This window comes from Cytobacillus firmus, from assembly GCF_023715565.1.
Lineage (GTDB): Bacteria > Bacillota > Bacilli > Bacillales > Cytobacillaceae > Cytobacillus > Cytobacillus firmus_C.
In genome coordinates this window covers 12,038-34,915 of record NZ_JAMBOJ010000050.1, presented here as the reverse complement: position 1 = coordinate 34,915, position 22,878 = coordinate 12,038, and the positions used below count along the sequence as shown (strand labels likewise).

The window sequence follows — 22,878 nt, the reverse complement described above, 5'->3', positions numbered from 1 at the left end:
ATCCCGTTGAATTGGATTATGTTTAGAAAGCATATTAATCACCTCAAGCATTGTATTACTTCTATTTTAAATCAAAAAAGACTCCCGACAAGTACGATTTTCATCGAGTTTGTCGACAGTCTGAAGTGGTTATTCCTTACAGAATAACCACTTCCCTATTTATTTCTTCCATATTCCAAACTGTGCATTAAGCTGTCCCTGAATCATTTTTGTTCGTGATGCCTGATCGTCCTTATTCTTTTTCCTTTTTAATTCTGAGCGGATTTCCTCTGTTCGGACTCCCTCTTCCCTTTTGTTGGCAATGTCGATGAGCGTCTCTACATCGAGAAAAGAAAATTTTCTGCTTCCCCGTTTTGATCTTTCAGGGAAAATCAATTTCCTCTCTTCATAGTATCGAATCTGGCGTTCGCTAAGTCCAGTCAGTTCACTGACCGTTCCAATCGAAATGACTTTTCTGGTTTTGTAGGATGCTTCTTTCTCCATTTATGTCACCTCAATCCAACTAATTTATTTTCATTATACTAATCTTTAAAACTTTTTCATTATTCCTGTCAGAAAATCTTACAAATCACCAAAAACCATGTCAAAAAACTTAACACAACAACTGAATATGCGTTAAATATCTTTTAGAATAAACTAAAACATTAAAGAAAAGAGGAGATAAGCAATGAAGTATTTGCGGAAAGCCATTGAAAAAAAACGGCAATATCTTATCGATCTGCTGGTTAAGTCAGGGAGCGAATATCAGCATTCCGAACCTGCTCTGCAAAAGCTGACCTTGACAGAGCTTGAGGTTATCTATAAAAAGCACAGCAATCGAAGCCGTTATTGACTGGGGGCCCTTATGGAAACAAAAAATACTATTGATTTGGCAAGAAGGATTATTGAACTCGATTTACTCCGTGATCAGCTGTGGGAAATTTTAACCGCAGAAGCTGGTGACTATGCTTATGAAATTTTAAGAAATGAACAGAATAGTTAATGATTGAGCGCTTGAACAGCGTTCTTTTTTTGTCTATGTTAAGGTTTTGTAAATTTAGGCTGTTTTCGCAAAGTTTACTGCTATTTGAATTATATTTTCTGAGTTGACTGTAGCGTAAGGTGCTATATCCTCGAAAATGCAATCGCATTTTCTTCGTGCTGTGTTTAATCAAGGCTTAATCAACATCCTGCAGGAATTGCGGGACAGATGAGATTTCACAGACGTATAGCGTCGAGGAAGCTAACCGCCTGCCCTGCGATCGCTGAGCCCCCTCTCGCTGCAATCAACGGCCAGCAGTGATAAGCGTAAAACAACAATTTATGCGAAAAGAGCCTAAATAAATATAAGATACTTTTCTTATCACATTAATTCTGGTATCATCCAATTATCGAAATCCGATATCGACTTTAGAAAGTATTAAGGAGGTCTATGCTTGGAAGATAAAATATTGCGTAAGCTATTTCTGGGGTTTATTCAAATCCATATCCTTCACCATGCAAAGGAGCATCCTGTTTTCGGAGCATGGATGGCTGAAGAACTGAAGGAGCATGGATACAGCATCAGTTACGGAACACTATATCCCATCCTTCATTCGATGGAGGCAGACGGTCTTCTTCACCAGGAGAAGAGAAATGTTGACGGCAGAATCAGAAAGTATTATACCGCAACTGAAAAAGGAATTACGGTTTTGGAGGAAGCCAGAAAAAAAGCTTTCGAGCTTTTTAAAGAAATTAAGGATTAAAGGAGATCTATATGAAAAACAACAAAACCGGGTTTAAAACTTTATTGGAAATATTATTGGTTTCAACAAGGCTTGGGCTAACCTCATTCGGGGGACCTGTAGCTCATCTCGGCTATTTCCATGAGGAGTATGTCCGCAGAAGAAAATGGATGGATGAAAAAAGCTACGCAGACTTAGTGGCACTTTGTCAGTTTCTTCCCGGTCCGGCCAGCAGCCAGGTCGGGATCGGCATTGGTGTCATGAGGGCTGGAGCAGCGGGCGGCATAATGGCTTTCCTTGGGTTTACCTTACCATCTGTTATCGCTCTGATTATTTTTGCCATTCTTCTTCAAGGTATTAATCCGGCAGAAGCCGGCTGGATTCATGGACTTAAAATTGTCGCTGTAGCCGTAGTGGCTCATGCTGTTATGGGAATGGCACAAAAACTTGTACCTGATTTAACTCGAAAAACGCTGGCACTGTTTGCAATTATCGCAACACTTCTATGGCAGACAGCCATTACGCAGGTTGCGGTCATCCTCGTCTCTGCTTTTATCGGATTTTTAATCTACAAAAAGCATATTGACAACGATAAGGAACGATTGGAGTTTCCCATCTCAAAAGGTTTTGCTACAGGCTGTTTGGTCTTATTTTTCGCCCTTTTAATTGTTCTTCCAGTACTAAGAGAAGTAACTGCATTGGAATGGGTTGCTTTATTTGACAGCTTTTATCGCTCAGGATCCCTGGTTTTCGGCGGCGGTCATGTTGTACTTCCCTTGCTGGAACGTGAATTTGTCCCAGCAGGCTGGCTAAGTGAGGAAACCTTTCTGGCTGGCTACGGTGCAGCTCAGGCAGTGCCGGGGCCGTTATTTACTTTTGCTGCTTACCTTGGAACAGTGATGAATGGCTGGCAGGGCGGTCTGCTTGCCACCGCTGCGATCTTTCTGCCTGCCTTTCTGCTGATTTTGGGAGCACTCCCATTTTGGGACACACTTCGCCGCAACCCTAACATCAGGGGTGCATTAATGGGTGTGAATGCTGCAGTTGTAGGGATTTTAATTGCTGCCTTTTATCATCCCATTTGGACCAGCAGCATCCTCGAGCCGGCTGACTTTGCCTTTGCCGCAGTACTATTCAGCATGCTTGTTTATTGGAAGCTGCCTCCTTGGATTATTGTTGTGACAGGAGCCATGGGCGGAACTTTATTAGGAAATGTATTTTAGAAACGAATGAAGCAAAGCTGCCAAAACTCGGCAGCTTTTTTTTATAGCGAAATATCAAGTATAATTTTCGTCCCTTTGTTTTCTTCTGAACAAACATCAATGGAACCGCCTGCAGCTTTTGCCCGCTCTTCCATGCTGAAAAGGCCTACTCCTCTTGAAACTTCATTAACATTGAACCCTTTGCCTTTATCTTCAATGACAATGCGGATTTCTGCTTCCATTTGCCTTATTGTAACTGAAGCTTCATCTGTTTCAGCATATTTTCTTATATTGGTCAGTGCTTCCTGAATGATTCTATAGATGGTAATTTCTTTATTTGAATTAAGGCGGCTAGCCAGGTAACAATCAAACTGGACATTGATATTATGATGTTCTGAAAAACGGACCAGGTAGGAACGGATCGCAGGTATAAGACCCAGATCATCAAGCACTGAGGGACGAAGCTCCCATGAAAGATCCCTAAGTTCTTCAATAATTTCAGTAGCCTCATCCTGCATTTGATCCAGCAGCGGATGGCTTAATTCAGCCTGAAGCCTATTAATGGTAATCAGATGGCTGTACAAATTCTGTCCTATTCCGTCGTGAAGTTCCCTGGATAGCCTTTTCCGCTCATCCTCTTGAACATCAATAATTCTTGTCATCATATTTTGCAGCTCTTCTTCCGCATTTTTTCTTTGTGTGACTTCATGTCGAATAGCAAGATGCTGATATGGTTTCCCTTTATCATTAAGGAATGGGACAATCGTGGTATCCACCCAATAATAAGTTCCATCCTTAGCTCTGTTCTTAATCTCGCCTTTCCAGACCTTCCCGGAAGAAATTGTCCTCCATAAATCTCTGAAAAAATCTTGGGAATGGTACCCCGAATTTATAATTCTATGATCCTGTCCCACCAATTCTTCCCGTGAAAATCCTGAAATGCTGCAGAATTGATCATTCACATACGTAATCGTGCCTTTCTGATCTGTAATAGCCACAATCGATGAAGAATCCAGGGCAAACTTTAAATCAATCAGCTCGTTTACAGAATTTCTCAGTTCCTCGACAACCCGCTTATATTCTGTTATTTCCTTCCGGATTGCCAGGTATTTATACGGCTTCCCTTTTTCATCAATAAAAGGGACGATCGTAGTATCTACCCAGTAATAAGTTCCGTCTTTGGCTTTGTTTTTAATTTCTCCGCGCCAGACTTCTCCGCTCGAAATTGTGTTCCAAAGGTTTTCCATAAACCCCTTGGAGTGGTATGAGGAGTTAATAATTCTATGGTCCTTGCCTATCAGTTCTTCTGCAGAATATTGCGATACCTCACAGAACTTTTCATTCACATAGGTAATTTTCCCTTTTCTGTCTGTAAAGGCTACAATGGTAGATTCATCCAGGGCAAACTGCAGGTCAACCAATTCCTTTAATGGATATGACTGCTGCCTTTTTAAGCGGGAACGGTCTTTGACTGAGTGAAAGACGATTAGATAATAGCTTTCTTCTGCAAGCTTGAAAGAATTAATTCTATAAAAAATTGAAAATACTCCGCCGTTACGGTGCTGTCCATACTGGTGAACCACTTTGCCCTCTTCTGTTTCTAACAGAGTGATCTCAGGAAGCAATTCTTCCAGGCTCTTCCCTAGCAGCTCCAGTTCGCTATATCCAAATTGCTCTTGTGCCTGCTCGTTCGCATATGAGATGCTCCCAAATTTATTTACAAGAATCGTTGCATCACTGGAATCAGGAGCAATCTCTCTCTCTTTCGCCAGCTGATTATCCCTGTCCATTTTACGTTCCTCCAGTTGCTTATTTTAACCATTCAACTTTTTTTCAAGTGTCCTGGCAGCTTCCCTTGCAGCACTTTGCCTGCTCTCACTTACAGGCTGCCCAGAACGGTTCCCGATCAGGAGGACCCCCTTTGGGATCCCTTTAAAATGAATAGGAACAGCATAAGCATGCTTCAGTCCTTCAGCGAGCATAATCGGGTATTCCAATGCTTTTCCAGCAATATTAACGGGAAAGTTGTCCACATACATCGGCCTTCCGGTTGAAATCACTTTCCCTGCAATGCCTTTGCCGTACCGAACTGTTATCCGCTTATATTTCTCGTTGCTGTTACCTGCTGCATAATGCCATTTGACATCCGGTCCATCCGTATTCTGCAGTGCCAATCCAACAAAATCACATTCAAGCTCAGCCAGCACCTTCTCACAAGCCTGATCAATCCGGACGCTTCCGCCAGAAATGAACCCCTTATATTCCATAGCCAAGCAGCCCTTTCTTTAAGGCGTAAGAAACGAGCTCCGGCCTGGTTTTCATCTGCAGCTTTTCCATTAAATTACCTTTATGTGTTTCAACTGTCTTGACACTGATCACAAGCTGTTCAGCAATGTCCTTATTGGAAAATCCTTTGGCTATTAATGTAAGAACTTCTTTCTCCCTGTCGGATAGAAGATTGAATGTATCGGTGTTCCCCTGCTTCACACTTCCGATATATTCTTCCATCAGCCTTTTGGTTGCAGAAGGATGCAAATACGCATTCCCGCTTGCAACAGACCGGATAGCTGTGAGCAGTTCATCATGGGGTGCACTCTTTAAAATACACCCGGAAGCGCCAGCTTGGATCGCCCTGAACAAGTATTCCTCATCATCATGCATGGTTAATATAAGGATCGATATGTCAGGCATTAGTTTTTTTAATTCTGAGGTTGCCGACATGCCATCTTTCCCGTGGGGCATACTTAAATCCATGACAACCACATCAGGTTTTAATTCCAATGCCTGTTGAATCCCCTCATTGCCTTCAGAAGCTTCACCAACCACCTGCATGTCATCATGGTTATTTAAAAGCATTTTCAAACCCATCCTGACCACCGCATGGTCATCGCAAAGTAAAATATTGATCAAGCCCGCTCCCCCTTAGCATTTGTCCGTATATAAAGTGAAACTTCAATCAGTGGGGGCTTTATTCCCCACTGATTGTTAGTTGAGGCCCAAAGGAAGTGGATTACAAAGACGTTGCCACAGGATGTGGCGTTTCTTAGTCGTAGTTCTTCTTTTCAGGCCTTTACGGGCAGATTGACCCCCACTTATCGTCCTTTGATTCCTCTGAACCTTGAAGTGGAGGTCTTACTGCCGGTTAGACTGCGATAAACATCAGAAATAGGCAACAAGGGAGCCGCAAAATGCAGGTCCCTTGTTAAGTATAATCTTAGTATAACGGAAGGGTGATATCTATTGAAGTCCCTGCACCGACTTTTGAACTGATGACGCATTTTCCGTTAATTAACAGCATTCTCTCCATCATGGCAGCAATGCCAGCTGAACTTTTCATCGCTGCATCCACATCAAAGCCCTTTCCGTTGTCTTTTATCGTGATAGAAAGCTGTCCCGGCTCCCACCGAAGACAAATGCCTGCACTCATTGTGTCAGCATACCTCGCTATGTTAGCCAGGGCTTCCTGGCAAACACGGAACAGTGTAATCCTTTCCCGTTCCCTGATTTGCACTTCCTTTCCCACATTTTCAAGGTCAACGATGATACCATATGTGGAAGTGTATAATTTCAGATAACTTTTCAGAGCTGGCAAGAGACCGAGGGTTCCTAAAGCAGGGGGATGCAATTCCACAGCCAGTAGCCTGATTTCCTGAATTGTTTTTTCCATCATTTGTGCCATATCACGAATATAGTCTTTCATCTCCGGCTGATCGACAGCTGTCTGAATGAACTGCATGCCTGTATACAAACTGTAAAGCGTCTGCCCTACCCCTTCGTGAAGCTCAAGGGCAATGCGCTTAATTTCATCTTCCTGAGATTGAATAATATATGAACTGATATTTTTCTTTGCCGGCTGGGTTTCCATTTCATCCCTCCTCCTTTAATTATTTACTTTATTTATGCTTTTTTTACCCGATGGCTGGAGATATCACTGAACATGCCTGCATATTGGACTACATCACCGGCATCATTTTTTATTGCACTGATGGTTAGCCACTGGAGATATTCTTCCCCATCCTTTCGGGAGTTCCATATTTCACCTTGCCAGAATCCCTTTTTTTCGAGTGAAGTCCACAAGTCCTGGTAAAAGCCCTTAGACTGTCTTCCTGATTTAAGTACATTAGGGTTTTTACCGACTACTTCCTCTTCTGTATATCCGGTGATTTCAGTGAAGGCAGGGTTTACAGAGATTATTTTTCCGCTCTTATCCGTAATCAGAATACCTTCGATTGTATGATCAATCACCTGGCTCGCAATTTCCATCCTACCCTGGAAGTACATCCAAACAACCAGAATCAGGCTGGCGAGTGCCACTTGAGACAATGCCATAAAACCAATCGCATAATGGCCAGTAATGTTAAATAGCAGAGTCAAAATCAGCGGAGGGAAAAATCCTCCGAGACCGCCCATCGCCGATACAATTCCGTTTACGATGCCGGCCTGTTTCTGGAAGTACATAGGCACAAGCTTAAAGATAACCCCGTTTCCAATTCCTGCTGATAGAGCAATACTTAAGCAACCGAATGTATACCATGTAATGGAGGGAGATAATGATAGTATCACCGCAGAAATCGTGTAAACTCCAAAAACAAACATTAGCAAAATTAAAGAGTGAAAACGGTCAGCCAGCCATCCGCCAATAGGCCTCAGGGCAGTTGCAACAATAATAAAGCCTGCTGTTCTTAATCCTGCATCCACTTTATCAAGTTCAAAATGAGCGACAAGGAAGTTTGGCAAGTAAATGGTAAATGCTACGAATGAACCGAAAGTAATAAAATAGAATAAACTCAATAGCCATAGTTTTTCATTTTTATAGACCCCTTTAATCTGTTCAAGAAGAGGAGTCTGAACCTTAACTTCTTTTTTATCCCCAAGGAAGAAGTTAGCCGCAATGAAAATTCCCAAGAGAACAATGTAAATCTGAATGGTTAGGGACCAGCCAAATTTTGTGGCAACAACAGGTGCTGCAAATGCAGTGATGGCTGTTCCAAGATTACCTGCCCCGTAAATGCCATTAACAAATCCATGGCGCTCCTTTGGGTAATACTTCGGAAGGGAGGTAACTCCGACAGAGAATATCGCTCCTCCAAGACCGAGGAATAATCCTCCAATAAGCAAATCAGTAATCGAGTCTGCTATGCTGATATAATAGACAGGAAATAATAGAAGAATAAAGCTCAGCATAAAGATTTTTCTTGCGCCAAACTGATTAGCATAATATCCAAGAGGAATGCGGAGCAGTGATCCGAGGATGACCGGCACAGCTGTTACAAGAGCAAGCTTATTGGCTGGTATATTGATATCTTCTTTTATAAATGGCATAAGGGAAGATATCAGCACCCAAACCATAAAACCGGCCACTAAGTTCATCGTCTGTAATGGAAGCTGTATTTTTCTTATCATTCTGTTCACGCTCTCTTCCTAATTACATATTTTAATCCGGCTTCCTGATCGATTGCAGCCCACTGGGTCTCAGATGCCTCTACAGAAGAGGTCAGCGGAACCGCAAAAAAGTTCATTTTATCAAAATAAATCCGCAAGTGTGTTCCATCCGGACAAAGTCCGGTTTTTTCAATTATCTTTTGAACAAATGGTGCTTTGTCACTTCCATCTTCGTCTAAGATTGCCACCTGAACCTTCATCCGGACAAATCCATCCAGATCCTCTGTTTTAATGAGTTCCACAGCTTCCGCACCCTCTTTTGGCAGGATAAACATACATCTGGTATCCCTGCAGATATTTCCAGAAGGGTTCTCCTGCATTTTCTTCTATAAATTTAATTGTTTCCTCTTCCGATTGCCATTTGCTCATTCCCTTTACCTCCGCTACAACAATGTCCATGCCTTCATGTGACTTTTCATCCAAGTACCAGTTGAGGCGGACTCCTTTAAAGAGATCGGAGAGAATCTGGTTTACTTCCGGAGCAAAATCCCCGGATCGTTCTCTTACAAAACAAAAGTCTATATAAGTTTCACTGTTCATAACTAATCACGCCCTCATGTTAATCGTCTTTTTATAAGCGAATACAGCCAGGGGAAACAGAACAATATTCAGCCCGCCGAAGATTAGTACATTTTCATAGTTTTCGTAATAATATTGGTGGACCATATATTGAGTAAAGATAATATTCATCAGTAATATCCCTGCCAATATTATGACTCCAAGGTATCTACGCTTCATAACGCTTCACCCTCACCGCATAAATTGCGTCTTTCTCCACCTTAACCTGGATTTCCGGAAGCGGTCTTCTAGGCGGTCCCGCAGTCGGCGCACCAGTTTTCACATCGAATTTGCCGTGGTGGCAAGGGCAAATCATTTCACCCTGCTCTTTCACCCAAAATACCGGGCAGCGCAAATGTGTACATGCATTCTGGTAGGCCACATATTTGTTATCTGATAAACGTATTAATATCGCGTCATCATGATCTCCCGGAAACTTAAATTCCACTGCATCGCCGATTGGCAGTTTGCTTACATCGGTTATTTTCTTGTGAGGGTATTCTTTTTCACCGAGCCCCATTAGTTCTTTGGCAGCTACCGCCCCCCAGGGAAGTGAGGAAACCGCAAATACGCCGGCCGCACCAACCAAGGTCTTCATAAATCCTCGTCTATCAAGTTTTCTTTCATTATTCCGTTCGATATTATGCGTATAATTATCCTCATTAAAGGGAATCTTATTATTCTTATCAGACATCCGTAATCCCTCCTAAAACAGCTTTGTAATCCCCTGCAGGATTCCCGGCAGATTTACCTTTACGTTAGTTTCGCCTTCAAGATATGGCATGCTAGTTACCCATTTGCCGTTATCAAGATTAAATTGCTTCTTTTTGTTTTCAATTTCTTCATCAGTCAGCCACTGCAATGTATTGGATGGACATACACTCGCACACATTGGAGGAATGCCATCTTTAGTACGGTCGATACATAGATCGCATTTGTACATTATATTCTGCTCTTGATCAAATTTCGGAATGCCATATGGGCAGGCAATGGTACAGTTCTGGCAGCCGATACACTTTTCGACAAGTGCAGATAATACAGCGCCTGTCTCATGAATCTGAATAGCCTGGGCAGGACAGCTTCGAGCACATGCCGGATTTTCACAGTGAAGGCACATGAGAGGCATTGTCTGCCGGTTCACAAGAGGATTTACATCATACACATAGTTTCTGTTGCGCTCCTCGTGCCCCCCGCATTGTGTACATGCTGCCAGACAAGAACGGCATCCTATACAGTTTTCAAGTTCCAAATACAGCCTCTTTTTCATTTATTGCACCTTCTTTAATTCGACTTTTTCCAGCTGTGCAGCACATGCCTTGAATTCAGGCATACGGGAGATTGGATCTAATGCCGCAATTGTTAATAGATTAATAGATTCTTCATGTCCAAAATGGTATGGAACAAACACAGTATCCTTCCGAATTGCTTCCGTAATTTTGACTTTATAGACAGCCTCGCCTCTTCTTGTAAACAAGCGGACTCTTTCTTCATGTTCCATATTATATGTTGCTGCCGTTTCCGGATGGATTTCCACAAATGGTTCCGGGCACATATCATGCAAGAATGGTATTCTTCTGGTCTGGTTGCCTGATAGATAATGATAAACTACCCGGCCAGTCGTTAAGCGAAGCGGATACTTTTCACATGGTTCTTCCGCTGGCGGACGGTACGGCAAGGCGCAAATCTTTGCTTTGCCATCCGGATGATAGAATTTTTTATCAAGGAACATATGCGGTGTTCCTTCATCTTCCTCGTCCTTACAAGGCCAGAAAACCCCATCCTGCTTATCAATCTTATCCCATGTAGCACCATAATAATCAGCATAGCCGCCCTTAGTTGCAAGCCTGAACTCATCTGCAACATCTTTGGCTGTTTTCAGATGAGTAAAATATTTTCCTCTGCCTAACCGCTCAGCCAGTTCCACCTGAATCTGCCAGTCCGGCTTTGACTCACCTACAGGCTCCTGTGCTTTGTTGATTTTAATAATACGTCCTTCTATATTTGTTACGGTCCCCTCATCCTCTGACCATGTAACAGCTGGCAGGATCACATCTGCAAATTCAGCCGATTCAGAAAGATAGAAATCGGAGCAGACCATGAAATCCAAGGCTTTAAATGCTTTTCTTACATAATTTTGATTAGGTGCTGATACAGCCGGATTCGAACATAGCAGATATAAACCGCGAATTGTTTTTTGCTCCATCAGTTCAATCATTTCATAAGCAGATACACCAGGCTTCGGCATTTCTTCAGGTGTGATTCCCCAAACGCTGCATACTTCTTCAACATGTTTTGGATTTGTAATTTTCCGGTAGCCTGGAAGCAAATCTGACTTTTGCCCGTGCTCCCTTCCACCCTGCCCATTACCCTGTCCGGTGAATGTGGCTACTCCTGCTTTGGGACGTCCGATATTTCCTGTTACAAGCGCCATGTTTGTATAGGCAGAAACATTATCAACACCTTTATGCTGCTGTTCCACCCCTCTTGCAAACATAACAACAGCATTTGGAGCTTTTCCGTATATTTCAGCTGCGCGGATGATTTTTTCCGGGGCTACACCAGTCAGCATGCTTGTATATTCAGGGGTGAATTCCTTGACCAGTTCCTTTGTTTCTTCAAAGCCGTTCGTATGTTTATTAATAAATTCTTCATCTATATAGCCCATTTCGATCAATTGATGTACAATCCCGTTGGCAAGAGCAAGGTCAGTTCCGGGCTGTAAATCAAGATGCAGGTCCGCTCTTCTCGCAATTGGTGTTTCACGGGGATCGACCACAATGATATAACCGCCTCTTTCCTGAACGTTCCAAATACGGAACATGGAGGTTGGATGGCATTCAGCTGTATTGCTTCCGGCGATAAACAGGCAATCCGTATCATGAATATCTGTCCAAGGCAATGTTGAGCCTCTATCTACTCCGAAAGAACGAAGGAATCCGCCGGCTGCGCTTGACATACAGAATCGGCCGTTATAGTCAATATAGCGTGTTCCCAAAGCGACCCGGGCAAACTTGCCTGTCAGATAACATTTTTCATTTGTCATGGACACTCCGCTGAAGACAGAGAGTGAATCTTTTCCGTATTCTGTCTGAAGCTCTTTGAATTTCTTTGCGATTAAGTCATATGCCTCTTCCCAGCTTGCTTCACGGAACCCTTCTGCCGTTCCTTTCAACGAAGCATCATCCCTGATCAACGGCTTCAACAGACGGTCTTTGTGGTTGGTCTGCTGGTAGGCAGTAACCCCTTTCGGACACATTTTGCCGACAGTGACCGGCCAGTCATATCGGGGCTCAACTCCGATGATTTTATTTGTCTGTGTATTAACCCTCAAGTTTATTCCGCACTGCATACCGCAATAGCTGCAGTGTGTTTTTATCAATTTTTCATTCGGATGGTTTATATTGTCAATTTCTTTAAAAAACTTATCCCTTTGCATTCTGGTTTGCCTCCTTGACCTTCACTTCATGGGTTGGGAATCCGGAAAATTGTGCAATCCGGTACTTTCTTCGGCAAGGGAGGCACATTTCTGCAAGATGATGCCCTTCCTTTGCTTTAAATTCTATAGTGTTCACGCCGAGTACATCGACGACATCTTTTGATTGTTCAATTGAAACGAACTGATCTCCGCAGACCTTGCATTCCTTCATGCCCTGTTCAGCATAATGTTCCCGGTAGTTTCTTGCCAAAACACTCATTGGCCGGAAAGGGATATGGGCAAGCTTTCCAAATGGCAGGTAAATCAGTGTAATGATAACTGACCATTGATGGATCAGTGACATTGCCGGCTGTCCCGCCCCGTGTAAAAAAATATTCATAAAGGTTAAAGCCAGCCCTGTTATGCTAACTAGCAGCAGCATATATAAAGGCAAGAAATCATACAGGAATTTCTGCTCTGCCCTTGCCTGCATATTTTTCAGGCGGCGGTATAGCGCCATGCAAACACCGGCGATTACCATTACTGCTGTAATATTAAGTGCGTTGTAAGAAAGGTTGGCGATAATGCCTTCTGCCGGGACTGTCATTACCTTCATGCCCATTGCTATTATGTTGTAATGGCCATTGTTATCCATCGTAAAATACATCCAGCCGAAAACGAGAGGGAATGTAACAAAGCAGGATAAGATACAGCCCCAGCCGATCAGCACGTGCTGAGTCCATCGGTAAATTCCCCTATTCCAGATAAAATTGTATGTTGCAAGATGCTCAACAGATGTCTTTGGGGTTGACTTTCTAAATAACAGTTTCAATCCCTTTTTCAAAATAAGCTTTGTTGGCGGCCTTTCGCCCCAGGCAATGAATCTATAGAAAAAGCCTCCAATGAACACTATTGTTCCGACCATATATCCGTATAGGTTCAAGTCAACATGGGTAAACATTCTAGTGCCGATAAAAGAAAGAATAGCTAATGCTGTTACAGATAAAAACATTGACTTTGCAAAGTGTGATGCAAATGCATTATTTAGTGTGTTCCCTGATTTTTGATTGACTGCAGCTTTTGCCTGCATAATAACTCCTCCTCATTCCAAACAATTACCTTAACCTTATTGTAAAAGGAGGAGAAATTTTTCCATATCGGGGAACTTCCCCATTCGGAGGGGGGAATTCCCCTATCTTTATATGCTGATAAATTTTATCATCGGGGAGAGGCTGGCTTCAGGAAGACGTGTTATAATTAGAAAAAAGGAGTTGTTTATATGGCTAAATCAGCTGCAAAGAAGTTACGCGACAAAGCAGTGCGTGAGGGGAATAGGAACCCTGAATGCAACAGAAGTCCCTTTGTATTTACAGACATGCGTTCGAGGAAAACTAAAACAAAAAAAGACTATTTATATAGAAGTAAACATAAGAACCTCAATTCTGAAGAAAGCAGAAGAGATGGTTCTTTTTATTTTGCAGATTTGACGAATTACTTTATTAGACCCTGCTTAGATTACAGGCAAAATTCATAAAAAAGCGGCCTGCCCATGAAGAACAGCCGCTTTGTTTGCTTATTTATTCAGTAATATCTTTTTGTAATATTTCCATCTCTTCAATATTCCTCCGTGTTTCGTCATCACCCAAATCATAAATCATCTTATACATACGTTCGATTGCCTCATCATAATTATGATTTTGCGCCTTTTCTTTATCCTCCACGAATGGTACATGTGCAAGCGCAAATGTTTTCATATCCGCATCATAATTTTTCTCGATATGATCGGCCAGCTTCTTCATTTCCTGGTCATCAGCATAAATTTTAAACTGCCATTCAGCTCCTTCAACGGGTTCTGCATAAACTTGCGCATTTTCAATATCTATATAATATGAGTTTTTTGTTTGGTCCAAAATAATCATCTCCTCTGCTTTTATACGGTATTTACCACAAAAAGACGAAGTTTAATCATTTAATATTTATTACATTTTCAGGCTCCTGATGGGCATGATATAGCTGTGCATTTTAAGGAAGGTGGCACACTAATGAATTTTCTCAGGAGGTATACTATGGGTATTTTAAGCGGAAATCCAAAGGACGAGCCTATGCATTATGGTGAAGTTTTTAGCACATGGTCTTACTTGCTCGCAGGAAAGGGAATGGCCTCTGCATACCAGACAATGCTAAGCCATTCAGGCGATGAGGACTTAAAGAAGATGCTTGAAGAAGCAATCCGCCTCTCTAAGCAGGAAGAAGAACAGATTGAGGCGATATTAAAGGAAAACGGGATTGGCCTTCCTCCTTCACCGCCTGACAGACCTGATGCTTGTGTGAATGATATTCCACCTGGTGCCAGGTTCATGGATCCTGAGGTAGCTGCAAAATTAGCAGGAGACCTGGCTGCAGGAATGGTTGGCTGCAGTACAATTATGGGCCAATGTATCCGTGAAGATATCGCAGGTATGTTTGGTCAATTTCATACTCAGAAAGCTGCTTTAGGCATAAAGGTTCTTCGAATGAACAAAGAAAAAGGATGGCTGATTCCTCCGCCGCTTCATCTTCACAAATCAGATAATTGCTAAAGGTTTGCTTTAAGTACCATTAATTAAGGAAAAGCCTTAGTCCGCAATGGACTAAGGCTTTTGACTTACTCGGAACATTTACCTTCACTGGAATCAGGGGAGACCATGCCTCCCGCACCGCTGGAATTAATATCAGGTTCTGCTCCTTCTGGCTGGGATGGCAGCACTTTGTTTTTCTTTTGATTAGGTAGGCCGGAATTCTCCTTTAGATATTGATCATTTTCCATTATCGTTACCACTTTAAATCCTGTTCCTTCGAGATGACTCTTCAATCGGTCAAATGCTTTTTTCTGATTATTATTTAATTCCTGACCATCATATTGAAGCTCTACATTTATTGTTTTCATGTCCTGGACCTCCTTTTTACCCTCTTTTCCCGAATGCCCTTTCATTAAACTACACAGATCCTTTGAGAAACAGAAGTTTATTTCGGTCATAATAGGTTATAAAAAAAAACACCAGTACATGGTAAGCCAGAAGAATACATGGATTTTTTCCCATAAACATCATTATCTCTACATTCTTAAATATAAATAATTGTATGCTATCAGACGAAAGGAGCAGTGATAGGTTGTTCTGGTTTCTGGTAATCTTCATCCCTATTATAATCCTCGCTATTCTGGAAGAATCGATTCAATTCATGGTTAATCGCAAGGTTTTTGGAAGAAATGAAAAGCAGATTTTGATTAAAGATAAATTCAAACACTTAAAAAATAAACTCAGGTAAAAAAAAAGCCATATTAGGCAAAATAAAATTAAGTTTCTTCTGTTTCTGAACCTTCTTCGGCAGGCTTCTCCTGTTCTGCACCTGCCTCCTTTTTCTTCAGTTCGAAATAGGCATCTAATACTTTTCTGCCAATTTCATAATTTGCTGTATGTCCGCTTCTGCCCTGGTAAGCCCATGGTACAATGACTGACATGGCGATTTCAGGATTATTATGCGGAGCATAGGCAACAAGGCTCAAGTTCATAACATCTATTAATTTATCTCCCTTCTTTTTGAGCGGACCATCATAAAATGCTTCCGCTGTACCTGTTTTTCCTGCCGGAGAATATGGGGCATCCGCGAATCTTCTATAGGCAGTTCCTTCAGGATGCTGCATCACCTGTCTTAGTCCCTCTTTAACAGTGCTTAGCTCTCTTTCGCTTACATCTATCGTATTTAAGACAGTCGGCTGAATACCCTTCCAGATTGGCCCCAGGTTCTCCTGCTCTGCGCCCGGCTCGCGAATTTCTTTAACAAGGCGTGGTTGAATGCGGTAGCCTCCATTGGCAATCGTTGATATATATTGGGCCATTTGCATCGGAGTATAGGTATCATACTGTCCGATTGCAAGGTCTAATAAAAAGCCAGGCAATCTAAGAGGGCCCTTATAGCCTATTGCCTCATTCGGCAAATCAATGCCAGTTCTGACACCTAGGCCAAATTGGCCGAAAGATTCTCTCATATCTTCAAATGCATTAGGATTTTTAAATCCAAGAGGCTGATCATAAGCATAACGCGCATCCGCAATTTCAATGGCTGTTTTGAACATATATACATTTGAGGAGATACGCAATGCCCTTGTTTCGTTCATGATAGCCTGAAAGTTAAACCAGGATTTTTTCACCTTCTGAGTTCCAGCAAATTTCATCGGTGCATCTAAAAAGGTTGTTCCGGGTGTAATTGCACCCGTTTTATAGCCAGTTAAAACAGTTGCCCCTTTCACAGAGGATCCTACATTGTAAGAAGATGAAATCGTCCCCAGCGCATAATCATTCAGAACGGTTTTGCCATTTTCATCTTCGCCGATCATCTTTCCTGCCATTGTCAGAACTTCACCAGTATGTGGATCCATTAGGACGACAAACGCACGATCCATTAAATAAGTTCCCCGGGTCTGCTTGGCAGCCCAAATTTCCTCTTCCACTACTTTTTCCACAGCCTTCTGGAGATCCATATCAATCGTCAGGACAAGATCCCTGCCTCTTTTGCCTTCAGAAACCAATTCACTCCCGAGAATTTCCCCTTTTTTCGTAATAAGCTTTTCCTTTGATTTATGACCATGGAGAACATCTTCATATTGCATTTCCAGGTAGCTCTTTCCAACACGCTCATTTCTGCTGTAATCTCTGGACAGGAAATAATCAAGCCTCTCCTGTGGCAGTCCTTCGCCGGAATCCGTAACCTTCCCAAGCACTGTCTGGAGTGTACTGTCAAAAGTATAAGTCCGATCCCAGTCAGTGGTTGTATTGACACCTGGAAGATATTGAAGATTCTCGCTTACCGCCGCATATTCTTTTTGTGATACCCCTTCATTCTTAACAATTTGCGGTGTCATCGCATAGCCGCTCGTGAATTCACGGAAAATGGCCAGCACTTCCAGGTCCTGCTCACTCAGCTGCTTCAGATCTTCTTCTGTGATTCTCTTTAGCTGCTGCTTATAGATTTGCTTATCATCCAGTTTTTTTTCTTTGAAAAGTTTCCATTCCTTATCAGTTATTTTTTCCCGGGCAGCTTCCGGATTTTTCAAAATCCAATGATCCTTCTTATCCCGTTCTGTGACTTTATCGGTATCTTTATTAATCAAAACAGCCAGCCGCTCTGACACTTGAAGCATTTCTTCCTGTTTTGCATTACGGTTGGTATATGTAATCGCACTCTTTGGGATATTATCCACGATAACCTGATGGTTCCGGTCCAGCATCCTTCCCCTTGGAACCGGGTTCGATACGATGACATCTTCTGTCCTGTCGACTTCTTTTTTGTATGACTCGCCATTTACTATCTGAACTACACCAAGCCTTAAGATTAATAATGAAAATAACACAAAAACAGAGAAAAATAATAAATTGACCCTAAAAGGCACATGGCTTTTCTTTTTTTTCTTTTTCCCCATATTTGAATCTCCCCCTCTAGGAACAATATATCTATAATAGATATTCTTCCAGATATTACCCTGTTAAATAATTCCACGAAATTCGTCAGATTCCTGCCAGCTAGAAACTTTTTGTAATATAAAGGGATCTACAGAGGTTAAGTGGAAATGTTATTCTGATTATCATTTTAGGAGGGAATTAATAAATATCTAACCTATTTTTTTCACATAGAAAGGTGACCAATGAATTGATCAGGAAGATTGATGAAAAAAACTTTTATTTTAAACCAACCGAAACAAGCATGCCTGCCGGCAAACTTGTTACACATATGCTCACTTCCTTTTATATGTTTGTCAAAACAGCAAAAGACGGGAGCCCCGCAGTGTTTGGCGAAAAGTTCGATGAAGTAGCTCCCAGCCTGATTGAGGCTGCTGAAAAATTTACAAAGAAAACAATTGAAGTAATTTCATCATTAACCTGTGAGGAATTGGAAAGAAAAATTGATATGACGGGAATTTTCGGAATGGAGCTTACCGGCAGCCAGCTGCTCCAGATTGCAATGGATCATCAAATACACCATAAAGGAAACCTATTTGTTTATGTACGGGAAATAGGCCATACGGAGCTTCCGATGTTTGTGAGCAGAGGGTAATTGAGTAGGAGGGGGTGGCTAACCCCCGACCTCTCACACCACCGTACGTACCGTTCGGTATAAGGCGGTTCAATTAAGTTTGACGCAGAAATTCATATCTTTGATATAGACTTTTGAGCCCTCGATTACTCCAATAAGAGTTATTGAGGGTTTAGTGTAGGATTGGACTAGAGGCTATTCTCCAATATTTCTTTCTGGAGTTTCCCCATTCGTATGCCTTCTGGTCAGGAACACCTAGATCTTTGAGTTTTCTTACTCTTATCCTCGGTTTTTTCCGTTGTTTCCATTCAATCATACGAAGTCTTCTTCTAATCCACTCATCGAATTCTTTAAACTTACTTGGTGTATCAGCCAAGGCAAAATATCCACACCATCCCGTTAGATATTGATTTAGTTTCTCGATTCTAACTTCCATAGGAATTGATTTAGAACGGGAGGTTAATTCCCGTATTCTAGCTTTGATCCTTTTGATGCTTTCGTTTGCTATTCGAACCTTCGGTTTCTTATTAACCGTAAAGCTAAAGCCAAGGAACTTTCGTTTCCACGGGCGATCAACCGCTGATTTCTCTCTGTTTACTTTAAGCTTTAATTTCTGCTCAATAAAGCATGTAATTGAGTTCATCACTCGTTCTCCAGCTTTCTTCGATTTCATGTAAATATTACAGTCATCGGCGTAGCGGACAAACTTGTGACCTCTCCTTTCTAACTCTTTATCAACCTTATCCAAAAGGATATTAGAAAGAAGAGGGCTCAGTGGGCCTCCTTGTGGTGTTCCTTCCTCGGCATCATAGACTACACCATTCATGATTCCTTCTACACCCTCATGAAGTCCCCTGTGGAATTCACCACTTCCTCCTTCAAGTAAGTCCTTTCGGATTTTCTGCTTCTATACAGGAATTATATGCCTAGTTCTCGTTCTTCCTAATTGTTCAGTCCTTCCCTTTCCATCTCGAGTAGGGTAGGTACTATGACATCTGCTGACTTCTGGTTGTTCAGCTACCTATTGCTAGATAGGTTACCAAGTTTACTTGGCGTTCCAACCAGACCTCCCCGGGTAAGGGGGCAGTCTTTCCCTCCATCTATCTGCTCCATTTACTCTGTACCACCTTCGGCAGTAAGGACTTTGTTTTGTAATGCAAACTCATCCAATGGTACCTAGCCTTATATGAAGTTCGTGTTCCACAGACCGGAGGTTTGCCGCTCGCTTCCTTCAGATTCCGCGTCACCACGGACACCCTTGCGTTAAGCTAACCACTACTACTGCCGTCATGGCTCGGGACTTTCACCCTATAGACTACACCCATGCCGGGCGCACATTAAAAAGACGGACGCATAGCGCGTCCGTTTTTATAGGCTATTAAATTGGTGAAATCAATTCTGCCAGTTCATTTTTGGGTGAATTTACTTTGGGTGATACCGGATATTTTTCCATTTTTTCAGCCGGGTACGGTCCAAGCAAGGACTTTAGATATTCAGTGTCATGAAAACGGGGATTCAGCCAATCCTCAAAATCATTTTCCTTTAAGATGACCGGCATCCTGTCATGAACTTCTTCTGTTACTTCATTTGGCCCCGTTGTTATGATCGTACAGGTTAATAAAGAAGTTTTGTCTTTTTTCCATATATCCCAAATCCCTGCAAAAGCGAAAGGCTGTTCATCTTTCATAATAAACCTGTAAGGCTGCTTTCCTTTTTCTGTTTTCTTCCATTCATAAAATCCATCTGCCAGGATTAAGCATCTTTTGCTTCTAAAGGGAGCCTTAAAGCTTGGTTTAGAGTCAATGCCCTCTGCTCTGGCGTTAATCATTTTGTAACCTATCTTTTCATCCTTCGCCCAGAAAGGAACCAGTCCCCATTTCATCTGTCTGCCGATTCGCTGCTTGCCGTCAGCAGTAACTGTTAAAATATTTTGGCTGGGAGCAATATTATATCTGGGCATAACCTCACCTTCTGAATATTCAAACCCAAAAAGCAGCTGAAGTTTATGAACTGTTTCCGTTAAAGTAAACCTGCCGCACACAAAATCACCTCTTTCAGTAAATTTCAATATACTGTTCATCTATTCCCAGTTATAGCGCATATTAAGACTGTCAAATATTTTATGGGAGGAAAGAAATATGACAAAACAAGGCAGACAAAATCCAAATCAAACGAGAGCCCAAATTGAAAAACAGGATAAGCGAAACGATGTTGAACTCGGAAGCGAGTTTCAAGTGGGAAACAATAAATCACAAAGCCAGAAAAAAAGCGGGAAACAAGTTAATAAGAAATAACTAAGATGAAATCCCCCAATTTTAGGGGGATTTTTTTGTAATTGATCTTTGCTATAAATCACCGGACTTCCTCCTAATATAATTCATATTAGCACCTTTACCAGTTAAAAATTATCTATCCATTTTACGGAATAGGTTTAGAAACCCTTTAAAGAGACTAAATATAAGTATTAAACTCCGAGGTGAGAGACATGTTCGATATTTTAGGAAAACAATTTGAAAAGCCAGAAGGATTACTTGGAAAGCTTGCGGGGAAAATCATGTACTTTGAAAACCGCAAGATTAACAAATGGACTATTGAACATTTACAGATAAAACGCAGGGACTCCGTTTTAGAGGTTGGCTTTGGCCCCGGCTACAGCATAAAACATATTATGGATCACTGTCGACATGCAGAAACAGATGGAGTCGATGTATCAAAAGATATGGAAGCTGCTGCAGCCAAATTGAATGATGACTATATCCAGCAGGGAAAAGTCCGATTGTTCGTAAAAGATATCCACGATTACTTCCCGGATAAAAAATATAATAAAATCTTTTCAGTCAACAATTATCCCCTCTGGACAAAACCTAGAGAATCCCTTCAGCACCTGCATGGGATGGAAAGACGGAGTAATTGCCATCACGGTCCAGCCGAGAGAAGAAGGAGCAAATGAATCCATAACCAAAAACCTTGGGCAGATAATCAAAGCTGATATGGAGGCTGCTGGATTCCATTCCATTTCTATCTTCTATAAAGAAGCCCGGCCCGTATTAACCGTTTGTGTAACTGGAATTAAATAATAGAAAAGAGCGGGGATGTCCCCGCTCTTTTCTGCGTTCACCAGCCCCGGCTGGCCCCGCCACCGCCTGATGAACCTCCGCCTCCTCCCCGCGGACCACCTCCACCTCCTCTGCCGCCGCCTCTTCCTCTTGAGAGGATGGAAAGTATGGCATATGAAAAGGCTCCTCCAAAGAATTTAATATCAAGAAACAGCAAACCGACAGCAATGATAATCAGCAGCCAGGACGGAATGCCAATGCCTTCATCCTTTGTCCCGGCATCAGCATATTCTCCGTTCTTCCCTAAATTCACTTCTTCTCCGCCGGCTTCTAGTACAAGCACCTTGTAGGTTTCAATTACCGCTCTGCCCGGCTCGTCATCCTGGAGATATGGTATGGTAACCTGGTCAAGAATTCTGCCGGCTTTTCCATCTGGAATCCGGCCTTCAAGCCCATATCCAACCTCTATGCGCACCTTACGATCCTGCATGGCCACAACTAATAGGACACCATTATTCTCAGCAGCACTGCCAATGCCATATGCCCGAAAGGCCTCATTTGCATATTCTTCAATCGGCCTGTCGCCAATTGTACCAACGGTTAGCACCGCCACCTGTGCAGTTGTCTTATCCTCCAATTGTCTCCCAAGGTGAATCAGCTCAGATTTTTCATGTTCATTGAGGACTCCTGCAAAATCCTGAACATAAATATCTCCAGCAGGCTGGGGGATGGTTTCATCTGCATTGACTGAGAATGCACCCATTAATAAATTTATTAATAGAAGGGTCAAAAAGACCCTGCGGATGATCATTCTCCATTGCCTCCAAAGTCCACTTCAGGTGCTTCATTCGCCTGAGGATCCGCCTTGAAATATTCTTTCTCATCAAAGCCTGTAATCCCGGCTACTATTGCACCCGGAAACCTTTTTACTTTTTTGTTATATACAGAAACCTGGTTATTATAATCTTTTCGTGCCACCGAAATCCGGTTTTCCGTACCGGCAAGCTCGTCCATTAATTGGGTGAACTGCTTATCCGCCTTCAGGTTGGGATAGTTTTCGACAACTACAAGCAACCTGCTAAGAGCGCCTGACAATTCTGCATTTGCTGTTGCTTCCTCTTCAGGCGAACGGGCTCCTGCCAACCTGGCACGTGCATCTGATACCGCCTGAATGGTCTCCCTCTCATGTGCAGCATACCCCTTTACCGTATTTACCAGATTAGGAATCAAATCAAGTCTTCGCTGCAGCTGATTCTCAATTTGAGAATATGCCTGATCCACATTTTCCTCAGCACTGACAAATCCGTTATAGCTCGACATCAGCATTATACCTGCTATGACTACTACCGCAATCACGGCAATTATAACTCCCATACCTTTTCTCATTTTTAGCCACTCCTGTTTCTATGTAGTTTTTTTCACTTGCATGATAT

At 42.2% G+C, this 22,878-nt stretch carries 28 protein-coding genes and 1 pseudogene; 9 read left to right on the top strand and 20 right to left on the bottom strand.

The features are described 5' to 3' along the window. Positions 1-159 precede the first annotated feature (159 nt). Complete coding sequence (locus M3205_RS18290) at positions 160-483, bottom strand: MerR family transcriptional regulator (protein WP_251171211.1); 324 nt, start codon at positions 481-483, stop codon at positions 160-162. Positions 484-667: 184 nt separating this feature from the next. Here M3205_RS18290 and fbpA point away from each other — a divergent pair, with 184 nt between their 5' ends. The 4 genes from fbpA to M3205_RS18270 all read left to right on the top strand — a co-directional run bounded on the left by fbpA (position 668) and on the right by M3205_RS18270 (position 2,926). After that, entirely contained in the window at positions 668-832 is a 165-nt protein-coding gene (fbpA, locus tag M3205_RS18285) for a Fur-regulated basic protein FbpA (RefSeq protein WP_251171210.1), read from the top strand. 12 nt (positions 833-844) lie between these two features. After that, positions 845-982: a hypothetical protein gene (locus tag M3205_RS18280; protein ID WP_251171209.1), complete on the top strand. Its 138-nt coding sequence runs from the start codon at positions 845-847 to the stop codon at positions 980-982. A gap of 433 nt (positions 983-1,415) precedes the next feature. Further along, the gene (locus M3205_RS18275; protein WP_251171208.1) at positions 1,416-1,724 is read left to right on the top strand and encodes a PadR family transcriptional regulator; all 309 of its coding nucleotides are present in this window, start codon (positions 1,416-1,418) and stop codon (positions 1,722-1,724) included. Positions 1,725-1,735: 11 nt separating this feature from the next. Beyond that, on the top strand, positions 1,736-2,926 hold the full coding sequence (locus tag M3205_RS18270; RefSeq protein ID WP_251171207.1) for a chromate transporter: 1,191 nt from the start codon (positions 1,736-1,738) through the stop codon (positions 2,924-2,926). Positions 2,927-2,967: 41 nt separating this feature from the next. On the opposite strand, the gene M3205_RS18265 is transcribed toward M3205_RS18270, so the two are convergent. The 12 genes from M3205_RS18265 to M3205_RS18210 form a co-directional block, all read right to left on the bottom strand. Further along, positions 2,968-4,695 carry a PAS domain-containing sensor histidine kinase gene (locus M3205_RS18265; RefSeq protein ID WP_251171206.1) on the bottom strand — a complete coding sequence of 576 codons (1,728 nt, stop codon included), beginning with the start codon at positions 4,693-4,695 and terminating at the stop codon, positions 2,968-2,970. A 24-nt stretch (positions 4,696-4,719) separates the two neighbouring features. Then, complete coding sequence (locus tag M3205_RS18260) at positions 4,720-5,172, bottom strand: GAF domain-containing protein (RefSeq protein ID WP_251171205.1); 453 nt, start codon at positions 5,170-5,172, stop codon at positions 4,720-4,722. Continuing rightward, complete coding sequence (locus tag M3205_RS18255; protein ID WP_285886587.1) at positions 5,162-5,815, bottom strand: response regulator; 654 nt, start codon at positions 5,813-5,815, stop codon at positions 5,162-5,164. Before M3205_RS18255 ends, M3205_RS18260 begins: the two co-directional genes overlap by 11 nt. A 304-nt stretch (positions 5,816-6,119) precedes the next feature. Further along, the gene (locus M3205_RS18250; protein ID WP_251171204.1) at positions 6,120-6,770 is read right to left on the bottom strand and encodes a sensor histidine kinase; all 651 of its coding nucleotides are present in this window, start codon (positions 6,768-6,770) and stop codon (positions 6,120-6,122) included. Positions 6,771-6,802: 32 nt separating this feature from the next. Further along, complete coding sequence (locus M3205_RS18245; protein ID WP_251171213.1) at positions 6,803-8,308, bottom strand: nitrate/nitrite transporter; 1,506 nt, start codon at positions 8,306-8,308, stop codon at positions 6,803-6,805. Positions 8,309-8,313: 5 nt separating this feature from the next. Then, positions 8,314-8,589, bottom strand: coding sequence for a hypothetical protein (locus M3205_RS18240; RefSeq protein ID WP_251171203.1), 276 nt, complete (start codon positions 8,587-8,589; stop codon positions 8,314-8,316). Beyond that, positions 8,576-8,887: a hypothetical protein gene (locus M3205_RS18235; RefSeq protein ID WP_251171202.1), complete on the bottom strand. Its 312-nt coding sequence runs from the start codon at positions 8,885-8,887 to the stop codon at positions 8,576-8,578. Before M3205_RS18235 ends, M3205_RS18240 begins: the two co-directional genes overlap by 14 nt. A gap of 6 nt (positions 8,888-8,893) precedes the next feature. Further along, positions 8,894-9,085 (bottom strand): hypothetical protein, encoded by a 192-nt coding sequence (locus tag M3205_RS18230; protein WP_251171201.1) that lies wholly within the window; start codon positions 9,083-9,085, stop codon positions 8,894-8,896. Beyond that, the gene (locus tag M3205_RS18225) at positions 9,075-9,599 is read right to left on the bottom strand and encodes a Rieske (2Fe-2S) protein (protein WP_251171200.1); all 525 of its coding nucleotides are present in this window, start codon (positions 9,597-9,599) and stop codon (positions 9,075-9,077) included. Before M3205_RS18225 ends, M3205_RS18230 begins: the two co-directional genes overlap by 11 nt. 12 nt (positions 9,600-9,611) lie before the next feature. After that, complete coding sequence (locus M3205_RS18220; protein ID WP_076259109.1) at positions 9,612-10,172, bottom strand: 4Fe-4S dicluster domain-containing protein; 561 nt, start codon at positions 10,170-10,172, stop codon at positions 9,612-9,614. Continuing rightward, positions 10,173-12,341 (bottom strand): molybdopterin oxidoreductase family protein, encoded by a 2,169-nt coding sequence (locus M3205_RS18215; RefSeq protein WP_251171199.1) that lies wholly within the window; start codon positions 12,339-12,341, stop codon positions 10,173-10,175. It abuts the gene before it with no gap. Then, complete coding sequence (locus M3205_RS18210) at positions 12,328-13,410, bottom strand: hypothetical protein (RefSeq protein ID WP_251171198.1); 1,083 nt, start codon at positions 13,408-13,410, stop codon at positions 12,328-12,330. Before M3205_RS18210 ends, M3205_RS18215 begins: the two co-directional genes overlap by 14 nt. A 189-nt stretch (positions 13,411-13,599) precedes the next feature. On the opposite strand from M3205_RS18210, the gene M3205_RS18205 reads away from it, so the two are divergent. Continuing rightward, entirely contained in the window at positions 13,600-13,854 is a 255-nt protein-coding gene (locus tag M3205_RS18205) for a hypothetical protein (RefSeq protein WP_251171197.1), read from the top strand. Positions 13,855-13,897: 43 nt separating this feature from the next. Here M3205_RS18205 and M3205_RS18200 read toward each other — a convergent pair whose 3' ends face one another. Continuing rightward, the gene (locus M3205_RS18200; protein ID WP_396106000.1) at positions 13,898-14,230 is read right to left on the bottom strand and encodes a hydrolase; all 333 of its coding nucleotides are present in this window, start codon (positions 14,228-14,230) and stop codon (positions 13,898-13,900) included. A gap of 156 nt (positions 14,231-14,386) precedes the next feature. On the opposite strand from M3205_RS18200, the gene M3205_RS18195 reads away from it, so the two are divergent. After that, positions 14,387-14,899, top strand: a complete 513-nt coding sequence (locus M3205_RS18195) for a DUF3231 family protein (protein ID WP_251171195.1) — start codon at positions 14,387-14,389, stop codon at positions 14,897-14,899. A 65-nt stretch (positions 14,900-14,964) separates the two neighbouring features. On the opposite strand, the gene M3205_RS18190 is transcribed toward M3205_RS18195, so the two are convergent. Both M3205_RS18190 and M3205_RS18185 read right to left on the bottom strand, forming a co-directional pair. After that, on the bottom strand, positions 14,965-15,246 hold the full coding sequence (locus tag M3205_RS18190) for a hypothetical protein (protein WP_251171194.1): 282 nt from the start codon (positions 15,244-15,246) through the stop codon (positions 14,965-14,967). 408 nt (positions 15,247-15,654) lie between these two features. Beyond that, complete coding sequence (locus M3205_RS18185) at positions 15,655-17,778, bottom strand: peptidoglycan D,D-transpeptidase FtsI family protein (protein ID WP_251171193.1); 2,124 nt, start codon at positions 17,776-17,778, stop codon at positions 15,655-15,657. A gap of 185 nt (positions 17,779-17,963) precedes the next feature. Between M3205_RS18185 and M3205_RS18180 the strand changes: the two genes are divergently transcribed. Then, the gene (locus tag M3205_RS18180) at positions 17,964-18,410 is read left to right on the top strand and encodes a DinB family protein (RefSeq protein ID WP_311315742.1); all 447 of its coding nucleotides are present in this window, start codon (positions 17,964-17,966) and stop codon (positions 18,408-18,410) included. Between the two features lie 73 nt (positions 18,411-18,483). Here the strand turns inward: M3205_RS18180 and M3205_RS18175 are convergent. Continuing rightward, positions 18,484-19,218, bottom strand: a pseudogene (locus M3205_RS18175) (group II intron maturase-specific domain-containing protein); the annotation flags it as partial. Positions 19,219-19,767: 549 nt separating this feature from the next. Then, the gene (locus M3205_RS18170; RefSeq protein WP_251171212.1) at positions 19,768-20,430 is read right to left on the bottom strand and encodes an SOS response-associated peptidase; all 663 of its coding nucleotides are present in this window, start codon (positions 20,428-20,430) and stop codon (positions 19,768-19,770) included. Positions 20,431-20,527: 97 nt separating this feature from the next. Here M3205_RS18170 and M3205_RS18165 point away from each other — a divergent pair, with 97 nt between their 5' ends. Together M3205_RS18165 and M3205_RS18160 are read left to right on the top strand one after the other, a co-directional pair. After that, a complete protein-coding gene (locus M3205_RS18165) occupies positions 20,528-20,683 on the top strand; it encodes a hypothetical protein (RefSeq protein ID WP_251171191.1) in 156 nt (51 codons plus the stop codon). Positions 20,684-20,874: 191 nt separating this feature from the next. Beyond that, entirely contained in the window at positions 20,875-21,339 is a 465-nt protein-coding gene (locus M3205_RS18160) for a class I SAM-dependent methyltransferase (RefSeq protein ID WP_251171190.1), read from the top strand. Positions 21,340-21,503: 164 nt separating this feature from the next. On the opposite strand, the gene M3205_RS18155 is transcribed toward M3205_RS18160, so the two are convergent. After that, positions 21,504-22,256: a TPM domain-containing protein gene (locus M3205_RS18155; protein ID WP_251171189.1), complete on the bottom strand. Its 753-nt coding sequence runs from the start codon at positions 22,254-22,256 to the stop codon at positions 21,504-21,506. After that, complete coding sequence (locus tag M3205_RS18150) at positions 22,253-22,831, bottom strand: LemA family protein (RefSeq protein WP_251171188.1); 579 nt, start codon at positions 22,829-22,831, stop codon at positions 22,253-22,255. Before M3205_RS18150 ends, M3205_RS18155 begins: the two co-directional genes overlap by 4 nt. Between the last annotated feature and the right edge of the window lie 47 nt (positions 22,832-22,878).